This is a genomic window from Micromonospora sp. ABR4_055 (assembly GCF_056160425.1).
The window spans coordinates 26,123-40,917 of the sequence record NZ_JBSWXD010000045.1; the positions used below are offsets into that span (position 1 = coordinate 26,123).

Sequence of the window (14,795 nt, forward strand, 5' to 3'; positions counted from 1 at the left end):
CCTTCCCGCTCTGCCGGGCACCCCCCACGACCGAGGCCGACGGCGCCTGACGTACCCGCCGGCCGATCGTGACCGTCACGGATCAGGACCCGGGCCGGACCGGCAGCGGGATGCGACACTTCCGCTTCCTGGTGGTCGGCAACGCGGTTTCGGCGTACGGCACCTATCTGGACATGATCGCGCTGAGCCTGTTCGCGTACTCGCTGACCGGCAGCGCCACCCACACCGGCCTGTTCATGGCGTTACGCCTGGCCACCAGTGTCCTCACCGGATTCGGCGCCGGCAGCCTGGTGTCCCGGCTCGACCGCAAGCGGCTGATGGTGACCTCCGACGTCAGCCAGGCGTTCGCCCTGATCGTGCTGGTCATCGCGCCAGCCACGGCCCAGGCCGGCCTGTTGTACGCCGTCGCGGTCGTCACCGGCGCCGGGGCGACCGTCACCAGTGTCGCGCTGCGCAGCAGCATCCCCGAGATCGTCGGGCAGGACCAACGGGTCCGGGCCAACGCGCTGCTGGCCACCGGCCGTTCGCTGGCGATGGTCGCCGGGTTCGGCTCGGCCGGCGTGCTCATCTCCACGGTCGGCTACACCGGTGCGTTTCTCATCGACGCCGGGGCGTTCCTCTTCTCAGCGGCGGTCCTGGCCCGGCTGCCGATCACCACCCGCAGCCGGCGGCCGGCAGGCGCGACGGACGCGGCCGAGGCGGCGGACTCCGTGCCGGGCGCCGCAGCAGACGCCGGACCGGATGACGCGCTGCGGCGGCCCGGGATTCTCGCCGCGCAGTTGACGGCCCTGCGCTATTTGCGGCTCACCCCGGTCCTGCTCGCGCTGATCAGTCTGCGCGCCGCCGACGCCTTCGGCTCGGCCTCGCACAACGTCGGCCTGCCGGTGCTGTCCACCATGCTGGACCCGCAGCATCCGGCCGCGTTCATGTCCCAGTTCTGGGCCACCTGGGCGGTCGGCAACATCATCGCGCAACGCGGCGTCGCCCGTTGGGCCAGACGCACCGGCCGGACCATCAACGAGCGCGCGTTCGCCGCCGGCGCGGCGCTCATGTCGGTGGCGTTCATCCTCACCTTCACCGCGCCGCCGCTGCCGCTGGCCGTCCTGGTCGCCACCGTCGCCGGCATCGCCGACGGCTTCACCGAGATCGCCTATACCACCCGGCTGCAGGCCACCCCGGATGATCAACGCGGCTACGTCTTCGGGTTCTCCGCGACCGCAGAGAACCTCGGCTTCGGCGTCGGCATGGTGGCCTGCTCCTTTCTGCTGGAACAGTTCAGTCCGTTGACCGTGGTCACCCTGTTCCACGGGCTGGCGGTACTGCTGGCAGTGGCTTTCCTGGCCGCGCTGTGGGCGCGTCGGCGGACGACGACATGAGTGCCCCGACGCGCGGTGGCACCGACGACCGGCGGATCGCCATCATCGGCATGGCGTTGCGGCTACCCGGCGCGGACACCCCGCAGGCGTACTGGCACAACATCCGCGACGGCGTGACCAGCGTACGCAGGTTCAGCCCCACCGAGTTAGCCCGCGCCGGCGTGCCCGAGCAGCTGCGCGAGTCACCGGACTTCGTCGCCGTCAGCGGGGTGCTCGACGACATCGACTCGTTCGACGCCGAGTTCTTCGCGATGAGCCCGCAGGAGGCGCGCACCGTCGACCCGCAGCACCGGCTGTTCCTGCAGACCTGCTACCACGCGCTGGAGAACGGCGGGTACGCGGGCGCGCGATCTGACACCAGGGTGGGCATCTTCGCAGGTGTCGGATACCACCTTTATCCGCTCAACACCTACCTGCGCAACAACCTGGCCACCGCCCGCTGGGACGGTGACTTCGCCCCGGCGTTCCAGGTGGCCGTGGGAAACTACAACGACTTCGCCGCCACCCGGGTCGCGTACCGGCTCGGCCTGACCGGTCCGGCGGCCACCGTGCAGAGTGGTTGCTCGACCGCGCTGGTGGCGGTGCACCTGGCCGGCCAGGCGTTGCTCGCCGGCGACGCCGACCTGGCCCTGGCCGGCGCGTCGGCGGTGCACACCCCGCAGATCCTGGGCTACCGCCACGTCAAGGGCACCATCCTGTCCCGGTCCGGCCGGTGCCGCGCGTTCGACGCGTCGTCCGACGGCACCGTCGGCGGCAACGGGGTCGCGGCGGTGCTGCTCAAGCGGTACGACCGGGCGGTCGCCGACGGGGACACCATCCACGCGGTGATCCTGGGTGGCGGTGTCAACAACGACGGTGCCGCGAAGACCAGCTACGCCGCGCCCAGCGCCGCCGGGCAGCGCGACGCCATCCTGCGGGCGCTCGACGTGGCCGGGGTCTCCCCGGAGACGATCGGCTACCTGGAGACCCACGGCACCGGCACCTACAAGGGCGACCCGATCGAGTTCGAGGCGATGACCTCGGCGTACCGCCGACGCACCGACCGGACCGGCTACTGCGCGATCGGCTCGGCCAAGCCGGCCATCGGACACCTGGACGCCTGCGCCGGCATGGCCAGCCTGATCAAGACGGTGCTGGTGCTGCGGCACGCGACGATTCCGCCGCTGGTCGGGTTCGAGCGCCCCAATCCGGCGTTGGACCTGGCGGCCAGCCCGTTCGTCATTCCCACCGAGGCGCGCGCCTGGCCCGATCTGTCCGGGCCGCGCCGGGCGGGGGTGACCGCGCTCGCGGTCGGTGGCACCAACGCCCACCTGATCCTGGAGGCACCGCCACCGGCACGACCGGGGCTGCCGGCGACGGCACCTCCCGGCCCCGCCCGTCACGGGGCGGAGGAGCCCGCGACGGCACCGCCCGCGACGGCGGACCCGGTGGCGGTGCCGCTGTCGGCGTACCACCCGGAGAGTCTGCGTACGCTCGCCCGCCGGCTGCGCGACCACCTGCGGGCCGACCCCGGGCTCGACCCGGCCGACCTAGCCACCACCACCGCACTCGGCCGGCCGCACCTGCCGCACCGACTCGTCGTGTCCGGCGCGACGACGACGGCGCTCGCGGACGCCCTGGACGACTACCTCGCCGCGCCGGGGCGGCAACGCCCGGGGCGGGTGGCCACCGGCACGGTGCCGGGCGCCGGCATCGCCTCCGGCGGGCCCGGCGGGGTGGCGCCGGTGGTGGTGTACGGCGGGCAGGGCACCTCGTACCCGGGCATGGCCGGGCCGCTGTACCGGTGGTACCCGCAGGTGCGGGCGGTGCTCGACGCCTGCGAGGCGTACCAGCGCCGCTGCGGCGGACCGTCGGTGCTGACGCCGCTGCTCGACGGCCTCTCCGGTGACGACCGGATCTGGCCCGCCGACGTGGCGCAGCCGGCGCTGTTCGCGTTCCAGGTCGCACTGACCGGGCTGTGGAGTTCGCTCGGGGTGGCGCCGCGCCTCGTCGCCGGCCACAGCATCGGCGAGTACGCGGCCCTGGCTGCGGCCGGAGCGCTGACGATCGAGGACGGCCTGCGGCTGACCGGGTTGCGCGGACGGCTGATGCGGGAGCACACCGCACCCGGCGGCATGGTGGCCGTCTTCGCCACCCGGGCCGCGGTCGACGAGGTGCTCGCCACCGACCGGCGGCTCGACCTCGCCGCGACCAACGCGGCCGAGCAACATGTCGTCGCCGGGCCGGTCGAGGCGCTCGACGCCGGCTGTGGCGTGCTCGACCGTCTCGGGGTGCGTTGGCACCGGCTCGCCGTCGACCGCGCCTTCCACTCGGCACTGCTCGACCCGATCCTCCCCCGGCTCGGCGAGGCGTTCGGGTCGGTCCCGTGGGCGCCGTTGGACACACCGCTGGTCAGCAGCGTGGACGGCACCGTGCTACCGGCGGGGCACCGGCCGGACCCGGCGTACCTGGTGCGGCAGACCCGGATGCCGGTCCGGTTCGACCTGGTCGCGGCCGCGATCGCCGAGACGTCGGCCGCCGCCGGGTCGGCCGGTGTGCCGGTGCTGGAGCTCGGTCCACAACCGAGTCTGGTCGGGTTGCTGCGCGCGGCACTGCCCGGGTCGTCGGCGCTCGCCGCTCAGCGCCGGGGCGCGGAACTCGATCAGCACCTCGACACCTGTGCCCGGCTGCACGTCCACGGAGTCGATCTGGACTGGAACGCCCTGCTCGACGCCGGGCAGGCGCACGCGCGCCGGGTGCCGCTGCCCGCGTACCCGTTCCAGCGACGAGTCCACTGGACCGGACCGCCGCTGGCACGAACCGAACCTGGAGGGCTCATGGTCGACGTCGAACCCGTCCGCGACGCTGGTGCCACCGTCGCCGCCGCACCGGCCGCGCCGGACCTCGCGCCGGTAATCGAGCGGGTACGCGAAATCAGCGCCCGACATCTCGGCTGCGCCCCGGACGACATCGTCATCGACCGCCCGTTCGTCGAGATGGGTGCCGACTCACTCGCCATGATCAACGCACTACGGGAGTTCGAGGGCGAGTTCGGCGTCCGGCTCGCCATGCGCGAACTGTTCGAGGAAGCGGACACCCCGAGCAAACTGTCGCGCCTGATCCTGTCCCGTCGGACCCCGGCACCGCCAGCACCGCCAGCGCCGCTGGCACCAGCCACACCGGCACCGGCCGAACCGCCGGTGCCAACTGCGGTACCGGCAGCACCGGGCGTTGACGTGCACGGGCCCAGGGTGGTCGTGGCACCCGACAGCGGTCAGGCCGGCGCGGTCGCTACCGGCCACGGCCGAGCCCATCTGGACGACCTGCGGCGACGGTTCGTGGCGAAGACCCGGCGGTCGAAGGAGATCGCCCAGCGCCACCGTGGCGTGCTCGCCGACAGCCGGGCGGTCGTCGGCTTCCGCAGCGCCACCAAGGAGATGCTGTACCCGATCGCCGGCCAGCGTGCCAAGGGCGCATGGCTGGAGGATGTGGACGGCAACCGGTACGTCGACATCACCATGGGCTTCGGGGTACTGCTGTTCGGCCACGAACCGGACTTCGTCGCCGACGCGGTCCGGGAACACCTGTCCCGGGGCATCCGGCTCGGACCGCGCAGCGTCGACACGGGAGAGGCCGCAGTGCTGTTGAGCGAGCTGACCGGGATGCCCCGGGTGGCGTTCGCCAACTCGGGCACCGAGGCGAACTCGGCCGCGATCCGGCTCGCCCGGGCCGCCACCGGACGCGACAAGATCGTCATGTTCCACGGGTCGTACCACGGACACGCCGACAATGTGCTCGGCCGCTCGGTCGGGACGGGTGCCGACCGGACCACCGTCCCGGTCAGCACCGGCATCCCGGCCAGCGCCGTCGCGGACCTGGTCGTACTCGACTACGGCGTACCGGAGAGCCTGCAGGTGATCGAGTCACTCGGGGAGCGGTTGGCCGCCGTCGTGGTCGAGCCGGTGCAGAGCCGCCACCCGTCCCTGCAGCCGGCGGAGTTCCTGCGCCGGCTCCGGGACATCACCCGGCGGTACGGCATCGTGCTGATGTTCGACGAGATGCTGACCGGGTTCCGGCCCCATCCGCGCGGCGCACAGGGCCTGTTCAACGTGACCCCGGACCTCGTCACGTACGGCAAACTGCTCGGCGGCGGCTTCCCGATCGGGGCGATCGCCGGACGCGCCGACATCATGGACGGCGTCGACGGCGGATTCTGGCGCTACGGCGACGACAGCCGCCCGCAGCGGGAGACGACCTTCTTCGGCGGCACCTACATCCAGCATCCGGTCTCCATGGCCGCCGCGCGCGCGGTGCTGACCCGGTTGACCGAGTACAGCCCACGACTGCAGCTGGAGCTCAACGCCCGGACCGACCGGCTCGTCGGCACGCTGAACGACTTTATCGCCGAGGAGGAGTACCCGGTCCGGCTCGGCCACGTCGGCTCGCAGTTCCGCTTCGAGCACCGCGCCGACCTCGAGTTGCTCTACCACCACCTGCTGCTCAAGGGGGTGTACGTCTGGGAGTGGCGCAACTTCTTCCTCTCCACCGCACACACCGACGACGACGTCGACCTGGTGATCGACGCGGTGCGCGCCTCGCTACGCGACATGCGTGCCGGCGGGCTGCTCCCCCGTCCGGCCGGGCCCGCCGTGCCCACGGCGAAACCGGAAGACACCGCCCCGACCGGACCGGCGGTGCGCACCCTGCCTACGGCAGGAACCGGACCGGCGGTACGCACCGAACCGGCAGCGAGTACCGCAGCAGCAGGCAGCCTCGAACCGGCGGGCGGACCGGGACGACCGGCACCGGACTTCAGCGTGTACTTCTTCGGGGACTATCCGCCCGGCTCGGGGGCTGCCGACCCGTACGAGCTGATCGTCGACACGGCCCGCTTCGCCGACCAGCACGGATTCCACGCGCTGTGGATCCCCGAGCGCCACTTCCACTCCTTCGGCGGGGTGTTCCCCAACCCGGTGGTGCTGGCCGCCGCGCTGGCCCGCGAGACGAGCCGGATCCGGTTGCACGCCGGATCGGTGGTCCTGCCGCTGCACGACCCGATCCGGGTCGCCGAGGACTGGTCCATGGTCGACCGGCTGTCCGGCGGCCGAGTCGGCATCGGTTGTGCGCCCGGCTGGCACGCGGGCGACTTCGTCCTCGCCCCGGAGCACTTCGGTGCCCACCGCGACGTGATGTACCGCCACCTCGACCAGGTACGTCGGCTGTGGCGTGGCGAGGCCGTCGAACGGCGCAGCGGCACCGGCGAACCGGTTGAGATCCGCACCCTGCCCCGCCCGGTGCAGGCGATGCCGCCGATGTTCGTCGCCGTGGTCGGTAACCCGGAGTCGTACCAGCGGGCCGCCGAGCACGACCTCGGCATCGTCACGAACCTGATGAGCCAGTCGGTGGAACAGTTGGCCGACAACATCCGGCGTTACCGAAAGACCCGGGCCGCGCACGGGCTCGACCCGGACGGCGGCCGGGTGGTCGTGCTCGTGCACACCTACCTCGGTGCGGACTCGGCACGGGCGCGGGCCGAGGCGTTCGCGCCGCTGAAGGCGTACCTGCACTCCTCGCTGTCGCTGTTCGGGCAGATGACCAACAGTCTCGGATTCCAGGTGGACCTCGACACCGCCGACGCCGACGATCTGGACTACGTGTTCCAGCGCGCCTACCAACGGTACTGCGAGGCACGGGCGCTGATCGGGTCGCCGGACGACGGCATCCGGCTGATCGACGCGCTCACCGCCGCCGGCGTCGACGAGGTGGCCACGCTGGTCGACTTCGGCGCATCCCCCGACCAGGTGCGGGCCGGGTTGCCGCAGCTGGACCAGCTACGGGCCAGCTACCAGGCGGCGACCGAGACGTCACCGACCGACGCACCGCCCACCGACACGTCCCCGGTCAGGCTGACGGCGGCGACCGGCAACCCGGTGGCCTTCCGCGACGTCGTCCCGGACCTTTCCGGGCCGGCGTCGCGTGGGCAGGCGCGGATGTGGTTTCTCGAACGGCTGCACCCGGGCCAGGGCACCTACAACGAGGCGGTCAGCGTACGGCTCGACGGTCCGCTGGACGTGCCGGCGCTGCGGGCCGCACTGGAGCAGCTGGTGGCCCGGCATGGGGCGCTGCGTACCGTGTTCCGGGAACGCGACGGCGAACCGGTCCAGGTCGTCCTCGGCCGGGGCACAGTGGACCTCACCGTCGAGGAGCACGCCGGGCGGGACGAGAACGACACCGTACGGCAGGTGCTGGCCGAGGAGAGCCGGCGCGAGTTCGACCTCGCGCAGGGTCCGCTGCTGGCGACCCGGCTGCTGCGGTGGTCGGCCGAGCGGCACGTGCTGGTGCTGTCCGTGCACCACATCGTGGTCGACGCCGAGTCCGTGCGGGTGCTGGCCGGGGATCTCTCCGCGTTGTACCGGGCCGCACTCGGCAGCCGCTCCGCCGACCTGCCGGAGCTTCCGGTGGACTGCCTGGACCTGGCCCGGCGGGAGGCGGACGCCGGCAGCGATTCGCCCGCCGCGCCGGCCGGTCTGGCCTACTGGCGGGAGCGACTCGCCGGTAAACTGCCGGTGCTGGACCTGCCGACCGACCGACCACGCCCGACGGTGCGCGGTGGCACCGGCGCGTCGGTCCTGCGCGGGCTCGACCCGGAGCTGTCCGGGCTGCTGAGCCGGCTCAGTAGCGCGCACCGGGTCACGCTGTTCATGACGGTACTCGCCGGGTACGCGGCCACGCTGCGCCGGTTCACCCGCAGCGATCAGCTGGTCGTCGGCACACCGGTGTCGGTCCGGCCCACCGGCGCCGAGGCGGTGGTGGGGTTCTTCCTCAACACGGTCGCCCTGCGGCTGGACCTGTCCGGCGACCCGACCTTCGCCAACCTGCTCAAGCAGGTCCGCGACACCGCCCTGGACGCGTACGACCATGCCGACATGCCGTTCGACGCCGTCGTCGGCGCGGTGAGCCCGGACCGGGACACCAGCCGGACCCCGGTCTTCCAGACCATCGTGGAGTTCGACAACGGCGGCGACCAGCTCCCGCTCGACCTGCCCGGGGTGACCGCCCGCACCCTGGCGCACCGGGCCGAACGGGCGGTGACCGACCTGGCCCTGTACGTGACCAACCACGCCGACGGGATCGACTGCCGGTTGGAGTACGGCACCGACCTGTTCGTGGCGGACAGCGCCGAGCGGTTGCTGTCGTATCTGGTCGCGACGCTGGCCGCCGCCGTCGACCAGCCCGATACGCCGATCTCGAAGCTGGTCGGCATCCTCGACACCGACCGGGACGCGCTGGAGGGTTGGGGCGTTGGACGACAGCGCGTGCTGCCGCCCGGTGGTGTGCACGACGCGGTGCGGCAGTGGGCGCGACGCACGCCGCAGGCGGTCGCGGTGATCGGTGGCGGCACGGTGCTGACCTACCGGCAACTCGACGAGCAGGCCACCGCTCTGGCGCAGCGGCTGGTCCGGCACGGGATCGCCGCAGGCGACATCGTGGCGCTGTGGCTGCCCCGGTCACCGGAGTTCGTCGTCGCCGCCCTGGCGGTGCTGCGCGCCGGAGCCGCGTACCTGCCGTTGGATCCGTCCCTCGGCGGCCGGCAGGTGAGTTTCATGGTCTCGGACAGCGCGGCCCGGGTGGTGCTGGCCACCGGGGGTGACACCGCACCGGACCTGCCCGACGGGGTCCGTCTGCTGCACGTCGACGGGTACGGCGACACCGATCCCGTCGGCGGGTCCGACGACCCCGGCCGCGTGGCGGACGATCCGGATGCGGCGTGCTACGTCATGTACACCTCCGGTTCCACCGGCAGGCCGAAGGGTGTGGTCATCACCCACCGCAGCGTGCTGAACCTGTGCCGGTGGTACCGCGACGAGCTGGAGCTGACCGCCGACGACCGGAGTGCCGTGGTGTGCGGGCAGAGCTTCGACGCCTCGGTGCTGGAGATCTGGCCGCCGCTGCAGGTCGGTGCGAGCCTGACGATCGCCGACGACGACGTACGGCTGGACTCGATGGCGCTGGCGCGCTGGATGCGTACCGCCGGGGTGAGCGTCGCGATGCTGCCCACACCGATCGGGGAAGGGTTGCTCTCGCTGCCTGTCGCGGCCCAGCCCCGGCTGCGTCACCTCACCGTCGGCGGCCAGCAACTGCGGGTACGCCCACAGTCCGGGGTGCCGTACGTCGTACGCAACGTGTACGGACCGACCGAGACGACGGTCATCGCCACCTTTGACGTGGTGGCGCCGGCGGTGGCCGGAGCCGATGGTCCGATTCCGATCGGCCGGCCGCTGGACAACGTCCGGGTCGAGATCCGCGACGAGTGGGGCAACCTGGCTCCGGTCGGCGCCGTCGGGGAGCTGTTCATCGGCGGCGCCGGAGTGGGTCGCGGCTACCTGAACCGGCCCGAGCTGACCGCGCAGCGGTTCGTCGACGACCCGCCCGGCGGCCCCGGTTCGCGCCGCTACCGCACCGGGGACCTGGTGCGGTGGACCGCTGACGGGGTGCTGGTGTTCCTCGGCCGTACCGACGACCAGGTCAAGATCCGGGGGAACCGGGTCGAGCCAGGTGAGGCGTCGGCCGTCCTGCGCAGGCTGGATCTGGTCACCGACGGCATCGTGGTGGCCCGCCGGGACCGGCGCGACGAGGCGTACCTCGCCGGGTACGCCGTACCCGCGCCGGGCGTGGCACCCGACGGGCTGGCCGACCGGCTCGTCGCCGCGATGGCCCGCGAACTGCCCGACGTGCTGATCCCCCGGGTGTGGGCGATGCTGCCGGCGCTGCCGCAGACCGGCAACAACAAGGTCGACCGTGCCGGGCTGCCGGAGCCGACCATCCGTACCGGTGAGCCCGCGCCACCGCTGGCCCCGCCGACGACACCACAGGCAGTGGCCCTACCGGCGGCCCGGCGGGAGACCCGGAACAACGACCCGACCGGTGACTCGCTGACCCGGACGGTGCGGGCGTTGTGGGCCGCCGAACTCGACCAGGATCCGGAGCGCATCGACCACGACGCGTCCTTCTTCGCCCTCGGCGGGCATTCGATCAACGCGATGCGCCTGCTGAACCGGGTACGCGAGGCCACCGGAGCGGACTATCCGGCGTTGGAGTTCTTCCGCGCCCCGACCATCGCGGCGATGGTGGGCCGGCTGCGCGGACACGCCGCGTCCGCCGACGGCGGGCCCGTCAGCCGGGTGCGGGGCACGCTGTGACCTTCGCCGAGCTGCTGGAGTACGTCGCCGTGCACGATGTGCGGCTCACCGGCACCGGCGACACCCTGCACTACGACGCCCCGGCCGCCGCGATGGGTCCGGAGCTGGTCACGGCGCTGCGATCGCACAAGGGCGAACTGCTGCGCTGGCTGGCCGCACCGGCGCACGAGCGGGAGGTGACCCGGGCGCCGCTGTCGGCCCAGCAGGAGAGGGTGGTGGAGGTCGCCGGCCGCAGCACGCACCCCGCCAGCTGGAACGTCGGGTTGCGGCTGGAACTGGTCGGCGAACTCGATGTCGCCGCGCTAGACGCCGCGCTCGATGGTCTGGTCGCCCGGCACCATGCGCTGCGTGCCCGGCTGATCCGCGACGGTGGCACCTGGACCCAGCGGATCCTCGCCCACCGGTCGGTCCCGCTGCCCGTCGTCGAGTTGACCGCGCTGGCGCCGGACGCGGCGCGGCGGCGGGCCGAGGCCTTCTGCCGGGAGGTGGTGGCGCCGGTGTTCGCGCTGGCGGACGAGGCACCGGTGCGGTACGCGCTGATCCGGCTGGCGCCCGAGGAGTCCTGGCTGGTGCTGGTGCTGCATCACGTCGCCTGCGACGGCCGGGCGGTCACCGTACTGCTGCGCGAGCTGGCGGACGGGTACCGCACCGCCCGCGATTCAGGTACGCCGGACTTCGGCCCGCCCACCGCCCAGTGCACCGACTACGCACGCTGGCAGCAGGGCCAGTGGGATGAGCCGACCCGCCGCCGACGGCTCGCCTACTGGGCGGAGCACCTGGGCGACGGGCCGCTGGCGCTGGATCTGCCGTTCGACCGCCCCGCACCGCAGCAGCCGAGCGGGCGGGCCGCCACCTGTCGGTTCGAGATCCCGGGGCAGATTCGGCTCGCCGTCGAGGTGCTCGCCCGGGAGCTGGGTGCCACGGTGACCGCGGTCGCCGCTGCGGCGTTGGCGCTGCTGCTCGCCCGGCTCAGCGGGCAGCCCGACGTCACCCTGTCTATGCCGTACGCCAACCGGTCACCCACGGCGTACGAGGACACCGTCACCGTGCTGGCGACGGCGTTGCCGGTACGGATCCGCACGGCCGCCGCCGCGACGTTCGCCCACCTGGTCGGCCAGGCCGCCGACAGCCTGTTCGCCGGCATCGACAATCTGCTGCCCACGGCCTGGATCTACCAGCAGCTACCCGCGCCGGACAAGGGCGCGGCGTCGTCCGGAGTGACGGTGAGCTTCGCCTTTCAGAGTACGTTCGACACCCGGATCGAGCTGCCGGAGTTGGCTGTACGGGTGCACGAGGTGCCGACCGGGGTCGGGCGGGCGGCGCTGCTCATCGTCCTGATGCCCGGCCCGGACGGGATCGACGGCTATCTGGAGTACCCGGTGGACCGGCTCGACGACGACACCGTTCGCCGCTGGATGACGAGGTATGTCGACCTGCTCGCCACGGCGGCTGTCGGCCCGAACCGTCTGCTTGCCGACCTCTGACCGCCGGAGTCGTCCGCCGAGGGCCACGACGACAGACCCGGATTGAACGATCGTGTTCGATTCCTTGACACTCTAGATGCGATCGCTAACACTTGTCCGAAACACGAACGTAATGTGTCGAAGACATGGCTCCCATACTGGCAGGACAGGCATGACCTGCCCGTGTGGTCACGTCGAGCACCCGCCAGGAACGGCGCATACCTGCCGGAAGCTGCGAATCCCTCGTCCCAACGCAGGTAGCTGACGTTAACGCACACATAGCCCGTGTGACCGGAGAGACAGCGGTGCCGGCGGTAGCCGTCCGGCCCGGTGTCCGTTTCCCAGGGAGGCCAGATCTTGTCAGAGTCATCGTCCAGAACCCGGTCGTTGCGTCGATTGTCGATCACCCTGGTGGCCGTGTTGACGGCGATGGTCGGCACCGCAGTTGTCGCGTCGTCGCCGGCCACCGCCGCCACCAGCCAGTTCCGCGGCATGAACTGGGCCGTGCTGGGTGACAACTTCAGCACCGGTCCGCTCGTCGTGCACGGACTCAACTCGTCCGACAGCAACGCGACGGTGCGGGCCAAGGCCAACGCCATCTACGACGACATGGCTGCCACCATGGGCGTCGACACCGTCCGGCTGCCGATCAACACCCACACGGTCGGGACGGCATGGTGGGAGGCCTACCGAGGGGCCATCGACGCCGCCACTGAACGCGGGTTCAAGGTAATCCTGGCCTACTGGGAGGACGGTGCCGCCTCCGGCGGCCGGATCACGAACCTCGCCGCGTGGAACGCGATGTGGTCCACGGTCACCAACACCTACGGATCGAACCCCAACGTCTACTTCGAGCCGATGAACGAGCCGCACGGCTACAGCTCGGCGCAGTGGCGCGACGTCGCGGCCAACTGGCTCAGCTACCACTACTCGGCGGTGCCCGGCCGGGTGCTCATCGGCGGCACCGGCTACAGCCAGGACCTGCGGGACGTCTGCAACGACAGCCGCTTCAACTCGACGCTGTTCTCCTTCCACCACTACGCATTCTTCTACGGCGAGATGAGCTACGACGCCTTCCGCAGCCACATCCAGACCCGGCTCGGCAACTGCGCCTCCCGCGCGGTCGCCACCGAGTTCGGCGCGCCCATGGACGACGGTCGCAACTACGCCAACCCGGGCAGCACCGACAACTTCGTCCGCCACATCCGCGCCATGGCCCAGGTCATGCGCGACAACCAGATGGGCGGCACCTACTGGCCGGCCATCGGCGGCAAGACCGGCAACATCGGGTACGACTGGTACTCGATGTTCGCGCTCAGCGGCAGCGGCACCAGCCTGAACCTGACCGTCCGCAACCCGTCCGGCGCCGACCGGATCCGCTACGGCTGGGGCGACGCCGTCAGCGACGACCCCTCGACGCCGCCGACGGGGACGTTCTACCGGGTCAACGCGCGGCACAGCGGCAAGGCCATGGACGTCCAGCAGCCGAACACCGACAACGGTGCGCGGGTCGGCCAGTACGCGTACAACGGCAACGCGTGGCAGCAGTGGCAGTTCCAGGACGCCGGCAGCGGCTACTGGCGCCTGATCAGCCGGCACAGCGGAAAGTGCCTCGACGTGGTGAGCGCCTCCACCGCCGACGGGGCCGAGCTCATCCAGTACACCTGCGGCACCGGCGACAACCAGCAGTTCCAGATGGTCACCAACGGCAGCTACTTCCAGCTCCGGGCGCGGCACAGCGGAAAGTGTGTGGACGTGCCGGCCGCCTCGACCGCCGACGGCGTCGTCCTCAAACAGTGGTCGTGCCACACCGGCACCAACCAGCAGTGGTCGCGTACGCCCGTCTGAGGATCGCTAGTCTGCTGGTCATGCAGGCACCCGGCGCCCGGCTCGACCTGGCCGTCGACCCGACCAGGTCAACCGGGCGCATACTGCTCGCCGACGGGGTCGAGCAGTCGTACGTGGATGTCGCCGATCCCGCGTACCTGCGCTTCGAATACGTCCGCCGGATGGCCGCCGTAGCCGATCTCGCCGCGCCGGCCGGTGCCCCGCTGGACGTGCTGCACCTCGGCGGCGGTGCGCTGACGCTGCCACGCTACGTCGCCGCCACCCGACCCGGCTCGGCGCAGACCGTCGTCGAGCGGGATCCCGAGGTGGTCGCGCTGGTGGCGCGGGACCTGCCGCCCCGGCCGGCCGGCGTCGGGGTCATGGTCGCCGACGCGCGGGAGGCGGTCGCCGGCGCGCCAGCCGCCGCGTACGATCTGGTGCTCGCCGACATCTACCAGGCAGCCCGGATGCCGCCGCACGTCGCCACCGTCGGGTTCGCCGCCGAGGTGGCCCGGGTACTGCGACCCGACGGCATCTACCTGGTCAACGTCACCGACCTGCCGCCACTGGTCGGCACCCGGGTACAGGCTGCCACCCTGCGGGAAGTCTTCGCCGAGGTCTGTGCCGTCGCCGACCGGCGGATGCTGCGCGGCCGGCGGTACGGCAACGTGGTACTCGCTGCGACACGGGCGCCGGGCCGACTGCCGGTGGCGCAACTGGTGGTACGGGCGCTGCGCGACCCGGTACCCGGCGGTGTGCTGCACGGACCGGCGCTGGACAGGTTCGTCGCCGGAGCCCGGCCCCGCACCGATGAACCGCAACGGTGAACTCCGGCTCGGCGGGGGGGGGGCCGTGGGGGTGGTCTCCTTTTTTCTTTCCACCCTTCCTCTCCTCCCGCCTCTCCTCTTTGTTGTTTTTCTTTGTTTTTTTCTCTTTTCCAAAAAGGGGGG

5 protein-coding genes are annotated in these 14,795 nt (G+C 71.9%); all 5 read left to right on the forward strand.

What is annotated here, in order from left to right; all coding sequences use genetic code 11:
• Positions 1 to 68 precede the first annotated feature (68 nt).
• Complete coding sequence (locus ACXAHD_RS13155) at positions 69 to 1,376, forward strand: MFS transporter (RefSeq protein WP_475050825.1); 1,308 nt, start codon at positions 69 to 71, stop codon at positions 1,374 to 1,376.
• The gene (locus ACXAHD_RS13160) at positions 1,373 to 10,555 is read left to right on the forward strand and encodes a MupA/Atu3671 family FMN-dependent luciferase-like monooxygenase (RefSeq protein ID WP_475050827.1); all 9,183 of its coding nucleotides are present in this window, start codon (positions 1,373 to 1,375) and stop codon (positions 10,553 to 10,555) included. The genes ACXAHD_RS13155 and ACXAHD_RS13160 overlap by 4 nt, the downstream gene beginning before the upstream one ends.
• Positions 10,552 to 12,039, forward strand: a complete 1,488-nt coding sequence (locus ACXAHD_RS13165; protein ID WP_289213004.1) for a condensation domain-containing protein — start codon at positions 10,552 to 10,554, stop codon at positions 12,037 to 12,039. The genes ACXAHD_RS13160 and ACXAHD_RS13165 overlap by 4 nt, the downstream gene beginning before the upstream one ends.
• Positions 12,040 to 12,405: 366 nt before the next feature.
• A complete protein-coding gene (locus ACXAHD_RS13170; RefSeq protein WP_289213005.1) occupies positions 12,406 to 13,866 on the forward strand; it encodes an RICIN domain-containing protein in 1,461 nt (486 codons plus the stop codon).
• 20 nt (positions 13,867 to 13,886) lie between these two features.
• Entirely contained in the window at positions 13,887 to 14,672 is a 786-nt protein-coding gene (locus tag ACXAHD_RS13175) for a spermidine synthase (RefSeq protein WP_289213006.1), read from the forward strand.
• Positions 14,673 to 14,795: the final 123 nt, after the last annotated feature.